Here is a 19,605-nt window from a genome sequence, read left to right as displayed (position 1 = left end):
TTGGACCCAGAGCCCAGTTTATTTGTTACTTACGCTGTAGATGCTAATGTAGCAGTTGGCATAACAGGAATAGTCGTTTTGCTGTTTTGTTCCGCTTTAATTTCAGGTGCTGAAGTAGCCTTGTTTTCGTTGTCACAAAAAGATGTCGAGGAAACGGTACAAGAGCATAATTCTAAAGGGAAAATAATTTCGAAACTTTTAGAAAAACCCAAAAAACTCTTGGCTACACTTTTGGTAGCAAATAACTTTATTAACATAGCTATCGTAATATTATTTTCATTTGTTGGAAAAAGTATGTTTGCTGCGATAACATCAACACTTTTAAAATTCATTCTGGAAGTATTGGTAGTGACATTTTTGATTTTGTTATTTGGAGAGGTTCTGCCCAAAGTGTATGCCAGCAGAAATAACGTAAAATTCGCCAAATTGATAGCCTACCCAATTGCTTTTCTGGATAAAATGTTATCTCCAGTAAGTTTACCCATGCGGGCTGCCACGATTTATTTGCATAACAAATTAGGAAAACAAAAAACAAATTTCTCTGTCAATCAATTATCACAAGCTTTAGAACTTACGGCTTCGGATGAGACATCTACCGAAGAGCAAAAAATTTTAGAAGGAATTGTAAGCTTTGGAAATACGGATACGAGACAAGTGATGAGTCCCCGAATTGACATTTTTGCTTTAGAAATAGAGGAATCTTTTTCCGTTATTTGTCCCAAAATTATAGAAAAAGGATATTCCAGAATTCCGGTGTATCGAGACAATATAGACCAGATAGAAGGCGTTTTGTTTGTTAAAGATTTGTTACCGCATATTAATACAAATGAATTTGATTGGAAATCGTTGTTGCGAGAGCCTTTCTTTGTTCCTGAAAATAAAAAATTGGATAATCTGTTAAAAGATTTTCAAAGCATGAAAAGTCATTTGGCTATTGTTGTTGATGAATATGGCGGAACATCAGGATTGGTTTCCCTTGAAGACGTCATTGAAGAAATTGTTGGGGATATCAGCGATGAATTTGATGATGAACATATTAATTTTTCCCAAATTGACGATAAAAATTACCTTTTTGAAGGGAAAATAAACCTTAAGGATTTTTATCGAATTATTGATGTTGATGAAGAGTTGTTTGAAATCAAAAAAGGAGAAGCTGAAACGCTAGCTGGATTTATTTTGGAAATTCTAGGTAATTTTCCTAAAAAAGATCAGAAAATAACATTTGAAAACTGTCTGTTTACGGTAGAAGCAGTTGATAAAAAACGAGTTAAACAAATAAAAGTGACAATTGAATAAATCGTCCACCTAAACCTTTGAAGTAATTGGAATCATTGTGGAATGTGTTTCTTTTGAAAAATAAAAGATTAAATAAATTTAGAATAAAGATGTTAAAAAAATTAATCGCTTTTTGTACAATAATCGGAGTCTCATTGGTGAGTTTTAGTTGCAAAGATGATGTCTTGCCAAAGCCATCAAGCCATTTGCGGTTGGATTATCCAGAAGCCAAATATGTGAATTTTGAAAATGAGTGTCCTTTTACTTTCGAAATGAATTCAGACGCTGTAATTAAAAAAGACAAGAATTGTGGTTTCACGATTACATACCCTAAAATGAAAGCGACAATTTATCTCACGTATAAACCAGTATCGGAAAATGTCAACAAATTATTGCGTGATGCGCAAAAATTAACTTTTGAACACGTGATAAAAGCAGATGATATATTAGAACAGCCGTATTTGAATTCCGACCAAAAAGTTTATGGAATGTTTTATCAGGTAGAAGGAAATGCCGCTACAAATTCGCAGTTTTATGCCACTGATAGTACCACGCATTTTGTAACGGGTTCTGTTTATTTCTATGCAAAACCTAATTATGATTCTATTATGCCCGCGGCGAGTTATATCAAAAATGACATGCAACGACTGATGGAGACGTTGAAGTGGAAATAGGATTTCAAAAGTAGAATAACTATTTATTTATTTTGCTCTATCTCAAAATCAAAAAGCAATTGTAAGGGAACTTCAAGTGCTTCTGCTATATCATAAACTGTACTTATTGAAGCATTAATTTTTCCCAATTCTATTCTGCTTATCTGTGAATATTCAACGTTTATAGTGTAGGCAAGCGTTTGCATGGACATTTTTTTACTTAGCCTAATTTTCCTTAAGTACTTGCCAACTTCTTTTATGAAAATTTCATTTACTGCTTTTCTCACAGTAACGAAATTCGTTAAAGCATATTATAAAGAATATGGCATTATATGCTATAGTACAGATTTTTTTATATATTTTAAAGAATATTACTAACTTTAACCAACAGTTTATGAAACGAATTTTGAAAAAAACTATTTTTTTAATTACAGCTGGTTTAGGATTGTTGCTGTCTAGTTGCGAAAAAAATTTCGAAGTTAAAGAGCCCGAAATTGAAAATAATCAATCGCAATTTGAAAAATTAAATGGCTTTTTTAATGCCGATGCAAAATTAATCCCAAATAGCCAACTTCCTGATGCGTTTACAAATCAATTGTTTAAAGTTCTTAATGTTTCGTCGAACAACAAGCAATCAAAGCTAGCTATACTGGAATCCTATTTTGAATCTAAAGCATCAGTGATCAAAGTAGATGGAGGAATTATAACCTATGCTCTGCCTATTAAAAAGAACATAAAAATCAAAAGCAAACTCAAAAAAGGAACTTTCTCTAAAACAATAGGAGAAGTCAATTGTGACGAATTTTTATATGAGGTTTTTGCATTAAATGTAGACAGTAATTCCGGAATTTGTGGTGACCTAAATCTTGTCAGCTTTGCTACTAGCTATTCTTCAGACAGCTCAGGATCTAGTTCAGGATCAGGGTCATTCGCACCAACTTCAATATACACAACAATTACCAATACTTCAACAGGAGATTCATCTACCTTTTCTACACCTACTTCAAACTCTTCCTTTTCTAATAACAATGGTGTTTTTAGCGGAATTTGGACGACTATCACAAATATTACTAATAGTATCGGTAATTTTTTCAACAATATTTTTAGAGCAACAAAGTGCCATTGCGCAGGTGGATCCACTAGAAAAACATCAGACATAAGTAAGGAAAATTCGTTCTTTGTCCCTGCGTGTGATTGTAGTAATTCTGATAAAAAGAGTCAGAAAAGCAATAGTGAGTCTATAGAATTTGATTTTAGCATTCCTCTTCCTGATTCTTTTTTGACAATGGCAACCGCTGACGACGCACCTAATTGTGATTGTAAATTCAGTAAAATCGATATGAAAAACGCAAGTGATGCCATAAAAAAAGATTATTTTGATTGCTCTTGCAACAGCGATAGCGTCGAAGGTATTGCTATTCTGTTAGAACTTTCCTTTGAACAGTCGGAGTGGCTTAGTAGTTTTGAAAATATAGAAGTCAAGGAACAAATTTGTAAATTTGTTAAAGAAAACAACTATGATGCTGAAGCTAAGGTATTTGCTATGAAAGTGATTAATTATTGTTTCGAAAATCCGGTAAATAGTGATTCCAAAACTACCTCATTGTTTTTTAAAGCTGTAAGTGCAACAAATATTTTCCAAGATAATTTAACCGAATCATTTTTTCAAGATAATATTAGTTATTTCAGCCAAGATGCGCAAAATCAAATTTTAATTGATCCTTTATTAGCTGCGCAAATTGCACAAGAATATTTAATACAACGAGCAGTGAAAAAATATCTTCATCCAAATTGGAACGAAGTTCAAATTTATTACAGCGTTTTATGGGATTTAAGGCACATGACACTCGATGCTTTTGGACTAATTCCCGTTATTGGCGAAGTAGCCGATTTAGCGAATGGCACTCTATACACTATAGAAGACGACAAGGTAAATGCAGCCTTTAGCTTTGCAAGTGCTGTTCCAGTTTATGGATGGGCAGCTGTAGGTGTTAAGTATGCTGTAAAAATAAAGACAGTTGCGACTATAGGAACAAAAGTAAAACTAACATGGAAAGTTTTGGTAGATGGAACAATATATTTTGGTTCTAACAGTACTTGCAGAGCACAACTAAGAAAAGTACTTGGATTAGCTGTTGGAAATCTTAATCAAGCACATCACATTATTCCATTAAATAAACAAACAAAATCTATTGTGCAAAAAGCTTCAAAATCGGGAAGTGCTTTTCATATGAATGAGGCTTTAAATGGTATCCCTTTAAGTAAAGCGGTGCATAATGGAAGTCATGCAAATTATGATCTAGTAATACAAACGAAATTTGATCAATTTGATGCTTCAAATGCTACACCAAATGAATGCTATGATTTTCTAACTGATTTAATTCAAGATGTTAGAACTTGGATTGCGAATAACCCCAATACCTTAATAAATAACATAATTTTACAGTAATGAAATATTTTGCAATACAAACATGTTTAAATGAAAAATTATTAGGTAAATATCCACAAGTAAAGGGATTTATACATCATTGTAATGTGAATGAAGAAACTAACTTTATTGACAATTTTATTTATGAAAAAATAAAAGTTCAACCCATTTTATCAAACGTTGTTTTACATTCTGTTGCAAAACAAACTGATTTTATTGATGTTTATGGCGATGTGGGCTTTAATTTTGGGTATTTAATAAGTGACAAGTTTAAACAAATATTAGATCAATTTAATTGTTATGGTCTTCAGTTATTCAAAACATACATTATTCAACATGATAAAAAATTTAATAACTATTGGCAAACTAATATATACGATTTTCCATTTCAATTTGTAGATTTTAAAAAGACAAATTTTACATTAAAAGACAGAGATAAAAATAGAAACATAATTAGTAACACAATTGGTTTTGAAAACATTGATGAATTTAATCTATTTGTAAGCAGTATACGCTACCCAAAAATGATTTCGTTCAAAAATATCTTTTTTAACGAAAATATGGATTTAGATTTTTTTTCTTTGAGATATGCAGAGGCTGCGCATAAAGGTATAGTTTCGGAAAGATTAAAAAATGAATTAGTAAAAAACGAAATTTCTGGCGTCGAATTTCAACCTCTCGAATTATCAATAAGCGAATGGTTAATGCCAGGTGGCGAAAGAGAAAAAGTATATGGAAAAGCATAATTTTAAAAATTCCAAGCTACTAATATTAATTCTTATTAGTAATAATTTACTTTATTCACAAAATGAAACAATTGTTCCAAAAAATGGAACAATTGTTTTTATAAAAAAAGAAATAATTACAGACACTTTATTGTATAAAAAATCTTTTGAAAAAGTTCTTGATAAAGTTTCCTTAGAAATAAAAAAAGAAGCTTCAATTGGAAAACCTTGTAAATAAACATTTTAATTATGAAATATTCAATATATTCATTTATAATTTTCTATTTATTTTCTTGTAATACAAAAAAAACACCAAATAATATACTTACAGATTATAAAGTGTCTAAAACTATTTCAGCAATCAAAATTGTTGATTCTTTAACAATTGAAGAAAGTATAATTGTAAACACTTTACTACGATTACAATTAGAGTCGGATCGGTATAATAACACAAGAAAAAATGAAATTCTTTTAATTAAAGAATCTATTAATCCTTTAGTAGCCTTAAATGCTTATGATTATGCTTACAAAGAAAGAAAGTCTTCAGTAAGTTCAAGATTATTAATAAATCCGAATTCATTAGATAATGAAGATGGGTGGGTAATTGATAGTTTAAAAATTGATAGTTTAAAAAACAAATACAATAAGGATGAAGTCTATAACTGGAAAGAATCAGACGTTAAAAACTATAAAATTTCCATAATGAATTCTAAAACATTTATAAATATCATAAAATCTGGATCTTATATAAACTTACCTGAAAAACTAGTAATATATGTTTCAAAACCTTTAATAATCAATAAAAAATATGCTTTAATATTTTTTAACTCTGGAAATAGCCAGTTCGGTTTTAATACGATAGAGCGATTTACGGTTCTCATGAAAAAAATTGAAGGGAAATGGGTAAAAGATATTTATTATTATGATGGTACATATGATTAATTACTGCCTAATTAGTGAGTAATAATTTAAAAAGAAAGAATTTAATATAAGCTAAAATTGACTTTTGAACACGTGATAAAAGCAGATGATATATTAGAACAGCCGTATTTGAATTCCGACCAAAAAGTTTATGGAATGTTTTATCAGGTAGAAGGAAATGCGGCAACGAATTCACAGTTTTACGCTACTGATAGTACCAGGCATTTTGTAACGGGTTCCGTTTATTTCTATGCTAAACCCAATTATGACTCCATTATGCCAGCGGCAAGCTACATTAAAAATGACATGCAGCGACTGATGGAAACCCTAAAATGGAAGTAATAACAAGTGTTTTTTTTTAACATATAAGTCATTAAAGTACAAATAAGCCCGTAAGTACTAAATTTCGAGCTTTCTTTAATGACCTTCAATGTCTTATATGGTTCAAAAAAAAATAGCATTCCCGTTGAGAGAATGCTATTTTATGCTATTTAAAAGTCTGAATTACGACTTCTTATCCGAAACTTTGTAGGTTTTACCATCAGCGGCCGCTTCGACAACTTTAGTCAATTTTCCTGGTGTTTGAACCGTTTTGTCAAAAGTTACAGTGGCTAATTTTGTTTCAAAATCTACCGTTGCTTTCTGAACACCATCTAGTACGGTCAAATCTTCTTGAATAGTTTTGGCGCAGCCTACAGCACATGTCATTCCTTCTACCGAGAAACTCGCGGTTTGAAGATTAGCAGCAGCAATTTCTTTTTTAACTTTTGGAGCAGCTGTAGTTGCAGTTTCTTTTGCAACAATTTCCGTTTCTTTTTCTTTACAGCCTACAAATAAAACACTGGTAAGTACTAGCGTTACGATTGATTTTTTGAAATTCATTATGTTGAAAATTTAAAAGATTAAAAGCATGTTTGTATTTCACAAATTTAATTAAAAAAAGAAGGACTAATTCATAAAATAATTACAATTTTGGGGCAAAATTATTTTTATGGGATCAAAGCAGTTAAAATGGGTATACTTGATGGTTCTTGCCTTGATTTGGGGAAGTTCATTTATACTAATAAAAAAAGGACTAATCGGTTTGACCGCTTTGCAATTGGGATCGTTGCGAATTATTTTTGCAGCTGTTTTTTTATTGTTGATAGGGTTTAAAAGTTTGTCCAAAATCCCGTTACATAAATGGAAATATATTGCCTTAACTTCTCTGTTTGGAACATTTATTCCCGCTTATTTGTTTGCAATTGCTCAAACTGAAATTGATAGTTCTGTGAGTTCTATTTTGAATTCTCTGACTCCTTTGAATACATTGATTTTAGGTGCTTTGGTTTTTGGATTGCAATTCAAAAGAAATCAGATTTTTGGGATTCTTATTGGTTTAATAGGAAGTGCTTTATTGATTTTGAATGGTGCGATTCATCATCCGGAACAAAACTATTACTATGCTATTTTGGTTTTAATAGCTTCAATATGTTATGCGGTCAATGTTAATTTAATCAAAAAATATTTGCATGATTTGAGTCCGTTGAGCATTACCACCGGGAATTTTTTGGTGTTGTTTTTTCCAGCATTTATCATCTTGTTTTTTTCAGGTTTCTTTGAAGTAATGCATGATGTAAAAGTACAAGAGTCTATTTTGTTTATCATGATTCTTGGAGTTGTAGGAACTGGAATTGCCAATATTCTGTTCTTTAAATTAATCCAAATGTCTTCGCCGGTTTTTGCTACTTCGGTAACGTATTTGATTCCTGTAGTTGCTTTTTGTTGGGGATTATTAGACAATGAAATGCTGACGCCGGTTCAGTTTTTTGGCGCTTTTATTGTTTTAATTGGTGTGTATTTATCAGCTAAGAAATAGGTTTGTTAATAGTGCTAAATAACAAAGGCTGCCTAAAAAGACAGCCTTCGATTATTTATTCAAGATTTGATTATTGAAAATCAGCATCTGAAACACCTTCGTTGATTTTTACATCAGACATTTTTATGTCCAATTCAAAACCTACATTTTGGATGATGTTAAAAGGAACCTTAACTCCTTTTACTTCTTTGTAATCTCCATAATTAGTAGTTTGTGTAACGCTTTTGCCACCTTGTTCCATAACTTTAGAATCAGCTAATTTCAAACCTGAAGTTACATCGTAATATAAAGTAGTTTTTCCGTTTTTAACGGCATAAGCGTCTTTTCCATTAATGGACTCAATAGTTTCTAGTGTTAAACCTTGTTTTTTAGAAAGAGATAATTCTTCAAATGGTGTTGCAGCTGCTCTCATGTCTGTTAGCATCGTTCCTTCGATGTTCTGACGTTGCCCTTGCTGCATTACATAAGCTTCTTTTTCATTTACTACTTGTTTCATCAAGCTCATAGTTCCCATGGCTAATTCAACCATAAGTTTTCCTTTGGCATCAATTTTAGAAGTAAAATTTAATGGAGAAGGTGCTTGTGGAATTGTTGTAGTTCCGGTCATTGCAATTGTTTTTACTGCTAATGCTGCTTTTTCTCCACCAATTGCTTTGATGTAATTATCGATAACGCTTTTGGCAGTAACTCCCGCTGGAACTAGTTTTTTTAGTTCAGGTTTTGCTGTTGGGTTTCCGTATTTATCAAAGTAAGAAACCGGAATTTTCAATTTTTCTAAACTAGGGGCTACATCAGCTGCTTTTCCTACAATTACAATTCGGCTGTTGTCTGCTAAGAAATATTTATTAGAAACTCTTAAAACATCTTCTGCAGTTACAGCACTGATATTTTTGATGTAGTTTTCATAGAAATCTGCCGGTAAGCTTTGTGTTTGAATTCTCAAAGCGTATCCAGCTACCGTTTGTGGTTTTTCAATTTGCATTACAAAACGTCCAATGTAACCTGCTTTTACACTAGCTAACATTTCGTAAGTCACTTTCTCTGTTCTGATTTTTTTGAATTCTTTGAAAATTTCAACAACTGTGCTATCGGTTACGGCATTACGAACTTGTGTAGAAGCATTGAAAGTAGAAACGCGTTTGTCACCAGAAATACTAGTTCTAGCGCCGTACGTCCATCCGTGAGCTTCTCTTAAGTTCATGTTGATATAGCTATTGAAATCGCCTCCTAGGATTTGATTGGCAACCAAGACAGCAAAGTAATCAGGATCAGTCATTTTAAGGTTCGAAATGTTTATAACTGCAACTTCTGATTGAACTGCATTAGGCATGTCAATGAAGTTGATTTGTGAATACTGAACGTCTTTTGGATCATTATAAGTTGTCGATGGAGCAGTTGCTTTTTTCCATGAACCAAAAAATTTCTCTACCATTTTTTTTGTTTCGTTGAATTTTACATCACCAACAATAATTAGGTAGGCGTTACTTGGAACAAAATAAGTATTGTAGTTTGCTTTTACATCGGCAAGAGTTACATTTTTCAATGTAGCTTCACTTAAATATTCACCTGAAGGGTGGTTTTTTCCAAAAGTCAAAACATCTACAACTCTTGCTGCTACCGCTGAAACGCTTTTTTCATTCGCTTTTAAGCCTTCGATAAGTTTTGTTTTTTCTTTGTCAAATTCCTCTTGTGTAAAGTTTGGGTTTAATGCACCGTCAGCCATTAATTCTAAAACTCTTCCAGAATATTTAGATAACGCACTTGCTGATGCACCGTTCGAACTAAAATTGATGTTGGCTCCCAGAAAATCAACTTCTTCATTGAAAGCTGTTTTTGAAATTTTAGTTGTACCGCTTCCAATTAAAGTACTGGTCATGTCAGCAACTCCTTTTTTGTCGCCTTCAGTATACGGATCATTGTCTAAAGTAAGGCTGAATGAAACTCTTGGTAATTTATGGTTTTCAACGACCATAACTTTCAAACCATTTTTTAATTCAAAGGTTACTGGTTTTCCGATTTTTATTGTTGGAGCAACTCCGGGTTTTGGCTGAGGGATGATTTGTCCTTGCATGATTACTGTTAAGAACAAGCTTGATAAAATTAATATTGATTTTTTCATAATGATATATCTTAGTTTTGAGCTTTGTCTTTAGATGGAACATAATCCAAAACTAATCTTTGGTTTGGATTTAAATATTTCTTGGCAATATCTCTGATTTCCTCACGAGTGATAGAATGGTAGATTTCGATTTCGGTGTTGATTAAGTTAACATCACCGTATAACAAATGATAGGAAGCCAAGTTGTCAGCGATACCGTCAATGGTAGAGTTGCTGTTTACGTATTGGTTTTCGAATTTGTTTTGTAATTTTTGTAAATCTTTTTCAGAAATCAATTCTGTTTGTAGTTTTACAATCTCCAAGTCAATTTCGGCAAGAATATTCTCTGCAGTGTTTGGAGCTTGAGGCAAACCATAAATGATATAGCTTCCATAATCTTCTTGACTATTGCTAAATGCACCAATTTGTAAGGCCATTTTTTTGTCATCTACTATTTTCTTATATAATCTTGAGCTTTTTCCATCACTTAAAATAGAAGAAATCATATCCAAAACTCTTGCGTCTCTGGTTTTCATAGACGGAGTTCTGTACGCTGCTACAATTGCAGGGATTTGGATATTTGCATCTTCAAATTTAGCTTTTATGGTTTGAGTTATTGGTTCTTCAACAAATGTCTCTCTTTGGATAGCAGCTCCTTTTTTGATAGGTCCAAAATATTTTTGGATCCATTCTTTAGCTTGTTCATTTTTGAAATCACCGGCAACAATCAAAACAGCATTATTCGGAATGTAAAATTTCTTGTTGAAAGCTTGGAACTCTTCTAATGTAGCAGCGTCTAAGTGGCTCATAGAACCAATAGTTGCCCAACGATACGGGTGTTTTGTAAAAATATTCTTTTTCACTTCCGCTAAAAAGTTTCCGTAAGGTTGGTTGTCAACACGAAGTCTTTTTTCTTCCTTCACCACTTCGTTTTGAGTGTCAACACCAATTTGATTGATTACTGGGTGTAACATTCTTTCTGCTTCCATCCATAAACCTAATTCTAAGTTGTTAGAAGGGAAAACTTCGTAATAATAGGTTCTGTCATCAGTAGTGTTCGCATTATTTACACCACCGTTTCCAGTTACAATCTTAAACCACTCACCGCGTTTGATATTTTCGGTTCCTTCAAATAGTAAATGTTCAAAAAAGTGAGCAAAACCAGTTCTCTCTGGATTTTCGTCCTTGGCGCCCACATGGTACATTACTGATGTAATAACAGTAGGAGCAGATGGATCGTTGTGCAAAATCACATGCAAGCCATTATCTAATTTGTATTCCTCAAAAGCTACTTTCTGCGCAGAAGCGACTCCTCCTAGCATAAACAAAGCACCTAAAGCCATTAATGAATTTTTCATAAGGTTAATAATTTTGTTAATATGTATTGTTAGTAGTGCTTTTATATTTTTGTTACATCAAAAGCACTTCGGTGTGGGAAATTTAATACTAGTTCATCGTGTTCTTTCGTAAATTTGGTTCAAAAGCCTAACAAATAAGGAATTCTGACGTAAAAAATATTTTTTTTTCTTCAACAAATTGCGAGGTAAATATTTAATTGTATATTTGCAACCTTAAAAATTATTAAAACAATTCAGTATGTATGCAATCGTAGAGATAGCAGGGCAACAATTCAAAGTAAGCAAAGACTTAAAGGTTTATGTTAACCGTTTGACTAATGAAGAAGGTTCAAAAGTTTCTTTTGACAAAGTTCTTTTATTAGATGATAACGGAACTATCACTTTAGGCGCCCCAGCTATAGAAGGTGCTTCAGTAGAAGCTAAAGTGTTACAACACTTAAAAGGAGATAAAGTTATCGTTTTCAAAAAGAAAAGAAGAAAAGGATACAAAAAGAGAAACGGTCACAGACAATATCTTACTCAAATTGTAATTGAAGGTATTACTGGTGTTGGTGCTAAAAAAGCGGCTCCTAAAAAAGCAGTAGCTGAAGCAACTACAGAAGAAGTTGAAGCTCCAAAGAAAAAGGTAGCTAAAGCTAAAAAAGAAGACACAAAAGAATAATAACAAAATAAAACTAATACGTCATGGCTCACAAGAAAGGTGTCGGTAGTTCTAAGAATGGTAGAGAATCAGAATCAAAACGTTTAGGCGTTAAGATATTTGGTGGTCAAGCTGCTATTGCTGGGAACATCATCGTAAGACAAAGAGGTTCAAAACATAATCCAGGTGCAAACGTTTACATTAGTAAAGATCACACACTACACGCAAGAGTAGATGGAGTTGTTTTCTTCCAAAAGAAAAGAGATAACAAATCATACGTTTCTATACTTCCATTCGAAGTTGAAGCATAATTGATTTTCTCAATTTATTAAAAAACCCGTCTCGTTTGAATAACGAAACGGGTTTTTTTGTTTTTACTATTTTATGAAACTTGATTTTAGCTCTTCTGTAGCGTAACGCTTAAGACTTAAGTTTGTAGAGATTTATTGTTTTGCGATCCCATGTTCGAATTTTTTATATTACAACTTGTATGTGCAATTTGCCTCTATTGAGAATGGTTTTTTTTGAGATATATGTTTATGGGTAGATTGTGAATTTGCTCTTTAGGACAAGGAGATATATTGCGGTTGCTTTTTAAAATTTTAGATTCAACAAAAGACACTTAGTTACTTGATTGCTAAGTGCTCTTGTTTTAAAACTCTTTAAAGAGTGAGTCTGTTTGTCTTTGCTTAGAGCTTAAATAGGAGTTTGTTATTCTCCAAATCTTTTAAATTTAGCTTCTTCTATTGCTAATTCAAAGTCTTCTATTCTTTTTGACTTTGACTTTAGTTTAATTTTTTCTTTATCCAGAGCATCTTGAAATTTAGCTATTTGCTTTTTATATCTTTCAATATTTTTCTGAAATTTGGGATCAATGCTATTTTTTGGTATATTTTCAAAATTTTTTAATTTTTCTTGTTTGGTCTTTAAGTCATCTTCTTTTTTCTATGTTTTTTTTGCTTGTTTTATTAGTTTTTGCTCTTCCCGTGCTAACTTTGCTTTTGCATTTTCCATGCTACTGCGATAAAGCGGCTTCATGGTTAGTGTTATATCCGGAACCTTTGGTCTTTGTTCTAATCGAATTGGATGGACAACATTTGGAGGTTTAATCTTAGGAGGATTAAAATTTTGCGCACTTACAAAAAAAGGTAAAATTGTTATAATCATTACAATTAGGCATATTCTCATAATTTGATTTTTGGTTTTAAAAAAATATACTTATATTTTTTAAAAGTATATAAAATATCTGATTAATTTTAAGATTTCTTGTGATTGTTTGCGTGAGGGATAGCAGCGGTATCCTTTTATGAAGCGCAGCGTAATAAAAGATAAAGCGCATAGCCCGACCCGAAGTTTTTGCGAAGGGTCACGCCCAAAAACAAAAAACCCTTGCTCCCGAAACTTCGGGACTGCAAGGGTTCTAAAAATCCAATGATCTAAAAATCTAATTTCAGACTAGTATCTGTAATATTCTGGTTTGAATGGACCTTCAACTGGAACGCCAATATAATCAGCCTGATCAGTACGTAAAGTCTCTAATTCAACACCTAATTTAGCTAAGTGCAACATTGCTACTTTCTCATCTAAATGTTTTGGTAACATGTATACGTCATTGTTGTATGCCGCGCTGTTTTTCCACAATTCGATTTGAGCTAAAGTTTGGTTTGTAAATGAGTTACTCATTACAAAACTTGGGTGACCTGTAGCACAACCAAGGTTTACCAAACGACCTTCAGCCAATACGATAATATCATTTCCAGCAATAGTATATTTGTCAACTTGTGGTTTGATTTCGATTTTTGATGCACCGTGGTTTGTATTTAACCAAGCCATATCAATTTCGTTATCAAAATGCCCGATGTTACAAACGATAGTTTTGTCTTTCATTTTTTCGAAATGAGAGCCCAAAACGATATCTTTATTTCCAGTAGTAGTAATAATAATATCAGCAGTAGCAATAACTGTATCTAATTTTTTTACTTCAAAACCGTCCATTGCAGCTTGAAGCGCACAAATTGGGTCAATTTCAGTAACCGTAACAATAGAACCAGCACCTCTAAAAGAAGCAGCAGTTCCTTTACCTACGTCACCGTAACCACAAACGATTACTCTTTTTGCAGCAAGCATAATATCAGTCGCACGACGAACCGCATCAACTGCAGATTCTTTACAACCGTATTTGTTATCAAATTTCGATTTAGTAACCGAGTCATTTACATTGATAGCAGGCATTGGCAATGTTCCTGCTTTTACTCTTTCGTATAATCTGTGAACTCCTGTTGTAGTTTCTTCAGATAATCCTTTGATTCCAGAAACTAATTCCGGGTAACGGTCAATAACCATATTAGTCAAATCTCCACCGTCATCAAGAATCATGTTCAATGGTTTTCTGTCTTCACCAAAGAATAAAGTTTGCTCAATACACCAGTCAAAATCTTCTTCGTTCAAACCTTTCCAAGCATAAACTTGAATTCCTGCAGCAGCAATCGCAGCAGCAGCCTGATCTTGAGTAGAGAAAATGTTACAAGAACTCCAAGTCACTTCAGCTCCAAGAGCAATTAAAGTTTCAATCAAAACCGCAGTCTGGATTGTCATGTGCAAACATCCTGCAATACGAGCACCAGCTAGTGGTTGTTCGTTTTTATATTCCGCACGAAGCGCCATTAAACCTGGCATTTCAGCTTCAGCTAATTCAATTTCTTTTCTTCCCCAAGCCGCTAGAGAAATGTCTTTTACTTTGAAAGCCACAAAAGGCATAGTTGTAGTACTCATTTATAGTATATTTGTAATTGTAAATTTTTTGCAAATTTACGTAATAACTTTAGAATTTAACTGTTTTCTAAAAGAATTATGAATTGTTTAATTCGCTAATCTTTTGAACATTAACTAAATAATTTCTTGAAGCTGAACTTGTTTCAGTTTCAGGAGCTATTTCCCGTTATTCGCTATATCTTTTTACACGCAAAAAAGCGTGAAAAAAGGATGCCACTGCTACCGGGGCTAAAAAACGAAACCAGAACACGATGCCACTTTACAAAACGATACATATTAATTCTAGAACTCAAATTCTCGTTTGGAAAGTAACCGAATCCTACGGGGAATTATTAGAACAAGTCGTCTTAAACGACAGCAATCGGCTCCGGCTCGACGGAATGAAGTCTGAAATGCATCAACGCGCTTTTCTTAGCGTTCGCAAATTATTGCAGGAAGCGGGGCATACGGATTTAGATTTGTATTATGATGAATTTGGTAAACCGCATCTTCATGGAGAAAAACACATTTCGATAACGCATTCCCATGAGTTTTCCGCGATTATTATCAGTGACGAAACCGTAGGAATCGATATCGAATTGCAAAGAGACAAAATCACCCGAATTGCAGATAAATTCTGTGATTCGGAATTTCAGTTTTTGGATCTGGATAGCGACGAATACATCAAAAAGCTGACGGTTATTTGGGGTGTTAAAGAAGCTATTTTCAAAATTAGAAATGAAAAAGGAATTAGTTTCAAAAACCATATAAGAGTCTGCGATTTTGATTTAGAAAGTGAACAAACGACCGCTGAACTTCATTTTGATAATTTAGTGAAAGATTTCAAAATCCATTTTGAAGAAATAGAAGAATTTACTTTAGTTTATGCCTTTGAAAATTAAAACAAACTGCAATTTGCGCTAGAACTTATGGAGAACCTATACAGTCAAATAATACAAGCCAAAAGGAATAACCAAAAATTATTAGCTATTCTTCTTGATCCAGATAAAATTGATTTGAACACTGTAGCAATACTAATTTCAAAAATACATCAATCGCCGGCAAGCCATATTTTCATCGGCGGAAGCCATGTTACAACAAATATTCTAGATGAATTAATTGTAAAAATCAAGCAAAACTGTGATTTACCTATTGTTCTTTTTCCCGGAAATCCATCCCAGATTTCAGACAAAGCTGATGCTATTCTGTTTTTGTCGTTAATATCTGGTCGCAATCCGGATTTTCTGATTGAACATCAGGTAAAAGCAGCTCCCATTTTAAAGAAAACCAAACTCGAAGTCATTTCAACAGGATATATTTTGATTGAAAGTGGAAATGAAACCGCCGTGGAACGCGTTAGTAAGACAAAGCCTTTAGATAGAAATAATCTGGATTTAGCATTGGCAACAGCACAAGCTGGCGAAATGTTAGGCAATAAGTTGATTTATCTGGAAGCGGGAAGTGGAGCAAAACAAGCCGTTCCGCTGGAAATGATTGCATTAGTTGCTCAAAATATTGAAATTCCGTTACTTGTTGGTGGCGGAATTGTAGATTTGCAGGGAATTCAAAACGCTTATGATTCCGGGGCCGATTTAGTAATTATAGGAACGGCTTTTGAAAACAATAATAACTTTTTTAACGTATAGTGAATGATTGATTATTTTTTTTCGCAGTATAGCGAATACCCAACATTAGACATAGTTTTAGAAATTGTTGCTGTCATTTTCGGATTACTGAGCGTTTGGTACGCTAAAAAAGATAATATTTTGGTTTTTCCAACCGGATTAGTAAGTACTTCCATATTTGTGTATTTGCTTTGGAAATGGACTTTATGGGGCGATATGATGATCAATGGCTATTATTTTGTGATGAGTATTTATGGCTGGTACCATTGGACTCGGAAAAAAGGAGATACGGAAGAATTCCCAATTTCAAAAATTTCGAGTTCTGAAAAACGAATTGCGATAATTCTTTTTATATTTACCGTCGCCTTTGTGGTTTCGGTATATCATTATTTCGGAAAATTCACCACTTGGTACGCGTATGTAGATACATTTATTACAGGAATTTTCTTTGTAGGAATGTGGCTCATGGCCAAAAGAAAAGTAGAGAATTGGATATTTTGGATTATTGGAGATGTAATTTCCATTCCATTGTATTTTGCAAAAGGCTATACTTTTACCAGTTTTCAATATATAGTATTTACAGTAGTTGCCATTTTTGGCTATTTAGAATGGAAGAAAATCTCAGACAGCTCTCCAACGGAGCTACAAAAATAATAAAAATAGCTTTATTTGGTCCCGAAAGCACTGGCAAAACTACCTTAGCTAGAGAGCTTGCGGAATATTATAAAACCGAATGGGTTCCAGAATTTGCACGCGACTATCTTCAGGAAAAATGGGATGCAAATCAACAAATATGCACTGTTGATGACATGTTACCGATTGCTTATGGTCAAACCAAATTAGAAAATGAAAGCGCTTTAATTGCTAATAAATATCTTTTTTGTGATACTAATTTATTGGTAACTAAAGTTTTTTCGGAAGTGTATTATGACTATTGTGATCCATTATTAGATCAAGCGGCTCGGGAACATGAGTACGACTTGTTTTTTCTGACGGATATTGATGTGCCTTGGGAAAGAGATGATTTGAGAGATAAAGCGGAGGGCAGGGAATCTGTTTTTGCGGTTTTTAAGCAATCTTTAATCGATAATAATAAGCCATTTATAACACTTTCCGGAGACAAGGACTTGCGACTTAAAAAGGCAATTACTATTATTGATGATTTGACTTTAGCGAGAGAATTGGGGTTTTCATCAGCTGATTTTATACATATTCACGAGCATGGAATCCCAATGAAAAATATTCAAAAGCAATTGAGTTTTTTTAAAGAAGGAATACCAAAAGCGGATTTAGTCAGTCCGGCAACGTTGTCTAATGGTATTTTAAAATTATCTGAAAAAGATTTTCAAGAGAAAGCCAGTTTTTTTGATGCAAATAAATCAGATCTCAAATTAAATAAATTTGTTCCTGCTTCTGGAGCAGCCAGCAGAATGTTTAAGTTTTTGACTGAATTTATCAATGAATTTGATATTGAAAACGAATCGATAAACGCCTACATCAACCGAAAAAAAGCAAGTAAGCTTTCTATTTTCATAGTAGGAATGGAGAAGTTTCCTTTTTTTGAAGCAGTTGACAAGCAACTGAGAGCTGAATTTACTGATTTTGATACTTTGGATCGAAGTTTGAAAAATTATTATTTCATAAAATTTCTGCTGTCAGCGGATCATTTTGATTTTGCTAATCAACCTAAAGGGATTCTTCCTTTTCATAAATATAAAACGCATATTGCAACTCCAATAGAAGAACATTTACAGGAAGGTACACAGTATTCTAGCGCCAATAATAGTTCCCATTTACATTTTACAGTTTCAGAATCGCATCAAAAGTATTTTGAAAGTATCATAGACACGATTAAACCTAAAATTGAAAATAAATCAGGTGTAACAATAAACATTAGTTATTCCTATCAAAATAAAAGCACAGATACGCTTGCGGTTACTATGAAAAATAAGCCGTTCCGAGATGAAAATGGGCAATTGGTTTTCAGACCCGGAGGACACGGTGCTTTGATTGAGAATTTGAATAATTTGGATGCTGATATTGTGTTTATCAAAAATATTGATAATGTAATTCAAAACAATTTAGAGAAAATTTCTTTATATAAAAAAGGGTTGGCGGGGATATTACTGGGGATTCAGCAAGAGGTATTTAGTTATTTAAATGCTTTAGATTCTGTTACAATTGAACCCGAATTAATAGATGAAATTATTCTCTTTTTGAAGGAAAAATTAAATATTACCATGAAGAATGGTTTTTATTCTGAAAATTTAAAAACTAAAATCTTTCAACTGCAAACTATTTTAAACAGACCGATTCGTGTATGTGGAATGGTGAAAAATGAAGGTGAGCCAGGTGGAGGACCATTTTGGGTACGAAATAGTCAAGGGGTAATTTCATTACAAATCGTAGAAAGTTCTCAAGTTGATTTGTCAAATGAGAATCAAAAGATAATTCTTAATGATGCCACCCATTTCAATCCGGTTGATTTAGTTTGTGGCATTAAAAATTATAAAAAAGAGAAATTTGATCTGGCTCAGTTTGTGGATAATAATAGTGGTTTTATTGTAGCGAAAAATGTAGCAGGCAAAAATATTAAAGGATATGAATTACCGGGTTTATGGAACGGTGCAATGGCAAACTGGTTGACTGTATTTGTTCAGGTTCCTTTGATTACTTTTAATCCGGTAAAAACAGTAAATGATTTATTAAAACCGGCACATCAGTCCTGAAAATTTAACTGCAATGGAAATTGAAAAAATCATATCCGAATTAAGTTTTAAAGCCGTCCGCAGCAGTGGAGCCGGTGGTCAAAACGTAAATAAAGTTTCCTCGAAAGTGGTGTTGACTTTTGATTTGAAAAGTTCTCAGGGTTTAACCGAAGGAGAAAAACTTTTGCTTGAAACCAAATTATCCTCCAGATTGACTACTGATGCTATTTTGATATTGAATTGTGATGAAGATCGAAGTCAATTTAGAAACAAAGAAATTGTGACCAAGCGATTTTTGGAACTAATAAAAAATGCATTGCTTGTTCCAAAGGAAAGAAAGCCCACCAGAATCCCTAAATCTGTTATTAGAAAGCGAATAAAGGATAAAAAAACTATTTCTGAAATTAAAAAAACACGCAGAAAACCTGATTTTTAAAATTTATTCCAATTCATAATTTATAATTCACAATTTATAATTAGTTTTGCGCTGTCTCAAAGGGGTGCTCTAAATAACGAGCTGAGATCATACCCAACGAACCTGGGCGAGTAATGTCGCTAAGGGAAA

20 protein-coding genes and 1 pseudogene are annotated in these 19,605 nt (G+C 33.0%); 15 read left to right on the top strand and 6 right to left on the bottom strand.

Annotated elements, in window-relative coordinates; all coding sequences use genetic code 11:
- Together BMX64_RS02630 and gldD (BMX64_RS02625) are read left to right on the top strand one after the other, a co-directional pair.
- The gene (locus tag BMX64_RS02630; RefSeq protein ID WP_091166027.1) at positions 1–1,296 is read left to right on the top strand and encodes a gliding motility-associated protein GldE; all 1,296 of its coding nucleotides are present in this window, start codon (positions 1–3) and stop codon (positions 1,294–1,296) included.
- Positions 1,297–1,385: 89 nt separating this feature from the next.
- Positions 1,386–1,949, top strand: coding sequence for a gliding motility lipoprotein GldD (gldD, locus tag BMX64_RS02625; RefSeq protein ID WP_091166025.1), 564 nt, complete (start codon positions 1,386–1,388; stop codon positions 1,947–1,949).
- A gap of 23 nt (positions 1,950–1,972) precedes the next feature.
- Here the strand turns inward: gldD (BMX64_RS02625) and BMX64_RS02620 are convergent, their stop codons facing one another.
- Positions 1,973–2,215, bottom strand: coding sequence for a helix-turn-helix domain-containing protein (locus tag BMX64_RS02620; RefSeq protein ID WP_091166022.1), 243 nt, complete (start codon positions 2,213–2,215; stop codon positions 1,973–1,975).
- Positions 2,216–2,322: 107 nt separating this feature from the next.
- Between BMX64_RS02620 and BMX64_RS02615 the strand changes: the two genes are divergently transcribed.
- From BMX64_RS02615 to gldD (BMX64_RS02595), 5 genes and pseudogenes are all read left to right on the top strand, one after another.
- Positions 2,323–4,377, top strand: a complete 2,055-nt coding sequence (locus tag BMX64_RS02615; RefSeq protein WP_167543015.1) for an AHH domain-containing protein — start codon at positions 2,323–2,325, stop codon at positions 4,375–4,377.
- Positions 4,377–5,102: a hypothetical protein gene (locus tag BMX64_RS02610; RefSeq protein WP_091165966.1), complete on the top strand. Its 726-nt coding sequence runs from the start codon at positions 4,377–4,379 to the stop codon at positions 5,100–5,102. The genes BMX64_RS02615 and BMX64_RS02610 overlap by 1 nt, the downstream gene beginning before the upstream one ends.
- Entirely contained in the window at positions 5,068–5,319 is a 252-nt protein-coding gene (locus tag BMX64_RS02605) for a hypothetical protein (RefSeq protein WP_143056047.1), read from the top strand. Before BMX64_RS02610 ends, BMX64_RS02605 begins: the two co-directional genes overlap by 35 nt.
- 11 nt (positions 5,320–5,330) lie before the next feature.
- Positions 5,331–6,023, top strand: coding sequence for a hypothetical protein (locus BMX64_RS02600; RefSeq protein ID WP_091165960.1), 693 nt, complete (start codon positions 5,331–5,333; stop codon positions 6,021–6,023).
- Between the two features lie 54 nt (positions 6,024–6,077).
- Positions 6,078–6,344, top strand: a pseudogene (gene gldD / locus BMX64_RS02595) (gliding motility lipoprotein GldD); the annotation flags it as partial.
- 162 nt (positions 6,345–6,506) lie between these two features.
- Here gldD (BMX64_RS02595) and BMX64_RS02590 read toward each other — a convergent pair.
- Positions 6,507–6,884: a heavy-metal-associated domain-containing protein gene (locus tag BMX64_RS02590; protein WP_091165957.1), complete on the bottom strand. Its 378-nt coding sequence runs from the start codon at positions 6,882–6,884 to the stop codon at positions 6,507–6,509.
- 109 nt (positions 6,885–6,993) lie between these two features.
- On the opposite strand from BMX64_RS02590, the gene BMX64_RS02585 reads away from it, so the two are divergent.
- Positions 6,994–7,860 (top strand): DMT family transporter, encoded by an 867-nt coding sequence (locus BMX64_RS02585; RefSeq protein WP_091165955.1) that lies wholly within the window; start codon positions 6,994–6,996, stop codon positions 7,858–7,860.
- A gap of 70 nt (positions 7,861–7,930) precedes the next feature.
- Here BMX64_RS02585 and BMX64_RS02580 read toward each other — a convergent pair whose 3' ends face one another.
- Both BMX64_RS02580 and BMX64_RS02575 read right to left on the bottom strand, forming a co-directional pair.
- Entirely contained in the window at positions 7,931–9,979 is a 2,049-nt protein-coding gene (locus BMX64_RS02580) for an insulinase family protein (RefSeq protein ID WP_244273206.1), read from the bottom strand.
- An 11-nt stretch (positions 9,980–9,990) separates the two neighbouring features.
- Positions 9,991–11,316, bottom strand: a complete 1,326-nt coding sequence (locus BMX64_RS02575) for a M16 family metallopeptidase (RefSeq protein WP_091165949.1) — start codon at positions 11,314–11,316, stop codon at positions 9,991–9,993.
- Between the two features lie 238 nt (positions 11,317–11,554).
- On the opposite strand from BMX64_RS02575, the gene rplU reads away from it, so the two are divergent.
- Together rplU and rpmA are read left to right on the top strand one after the other, a co-directional pair.
- Positions 11,555–11,977, top strand: a complete 423-nt coding sequence (rplU, locus tag BMX64_RS02570; protein ID WP_091165945.1) for a 50S ribosomal protein L21 — start codon at positions 11,555–11,557, stop codon at positions 11,975–11,977.
- A 23-nt stretch (positions 11,978–12,000) separates the two neighbouring features.
- The gene (rpmA, locus tag BMX64_RS02565; protein WP_086453627.1) at positions 12,001–12,267 is read left to right on the top strand and encodes a 50S ribosomal protein L27; all 267 of its coding nucleotides are present in this window, start codon (positions 12,001–12,003) and stop codon (positions 12,265–12,267) included.
- A gap of 634 nt (positions 12,268–12,901) precedes the next feature.
- Here rpmA and BMX64_RS02560 read toward each other — a convergent pair.
- Positions 12,902–13,144, bottom strand: a complete 243-nt coding sequence (locus BMX64_RS02560) for a hypothetical protein (RefSeq protein WP_091165942.1) — start codon at positions 13,142–13,144, stop codon at positions 12,902–12,904.
- Positions 13,145–13,411: 267 nt separating this feature from the next.
- Positions 13,412–14,728 carry an adenosylhomocysteinase gene (gene ahcY / locus BMX64_RS02555; RefSeq protein WP_091165938.1) on the bottom strand — a complete coding sequence of 439 codons (1,317 nt, stop codon included), beginning with the start codon at positions 14,726–14,728 and terminating at the stop codon, positions 13,412–13,414.
- 251 nt (positions 14,729–14,979) lie between these two features.
- On the opposite strand from ahcY, the gene BMX64_RS02550 reads away from it, so the two are divergent.
- Genes BMX64_RS02550 through arfB form a run of 5 tightly spaced genes read left to right on the top strand, consistent with a single transcriptional unit; the run spans position 14,980 to position 19,476 of the window.
- The gene (locus BMX64_RS02550) at positions 14,980–15,609 is read left to right on the top strand and encodes a 4'-phosphopantetheinyl transferase family protein (RefSeq protein ID WP_091165935.1); all 630 of its coding nucleotides are present in this window, start codon (positions 14,980–14,982) and stop codon (positions 15,607–15,609) included.
- A gap of 27 nt (positions 15,610–15,636) precedes the next feature.
- On the top strand, positions 15,637–16,353 hold the full coding sequence (locus BMX64_RS15760) for a phosphoglycerol geranylgeranyltransferase (RefSeq protein WP_091165932.1): 717 nt from the start codon (positions 15,637–15,639) through the stop codon (positions 16,351–16,353).
- Positions 16,354–16,356: 3 nt separating this feature from the next.
- The gene (pnuC, locus tag BMX64_RS15755) at positions 16,357–16,986 is read left to right on the top strand and encodes a nicotinamide riboside transporter PnuC (protein ID WP_091165928.1); all 630 of its coding nucleotides are present in this window, start codon (positions 16,357–16,359) and stop codon (positions 16,984–16,986) included.
- Positions 16,941–19,061 carry a DUF4301 family protein gene (locus tag BMX64_RS02535; RefSeq protein ID WP_091165924.1) on the top strand — a complete coding sequence of 707 codons (2,121 nt, stop codon included), beginning with the start codon at positions 16,941–16,943 and terminating at the stop codon, positions 19,059–19,061. The genes pnuC and BMX64_RS02535 overlap by 46 nt, the downstream gene beginning before the upstream one ends.
- A gap of 13 nt (positions 19,062–19,074) precedes the next feature.
- Positions 19,075–19,476: an alternative ribosome rescue aminoacyl-tRNA hydrolase ArfB gene (gene arfB / locus BMX64_RS02530; protein ID WP_091165921.1), complete on the top strand. Its 402-nt coding sequence runs from the start codon at positions 19,075–19,077 to the stop codon at positions 19,474–19,476.
- Positions 19,477–19,605: the final 129 nt, after the last annotated feature.

Source organism: Flavobacterium sinopsychrotolerans, assembly GCF_900110375.1.
GTDB lineage: Bacteria > Bacteroidota > Bacteroidia > Flavobacteriales > Flavobacteriaceae > Flavobacterium > Flavobacterium sinopsychrotolerans.
This window is presented reverse-complemented; position numbering and strand designations above follow the sequence as displayed.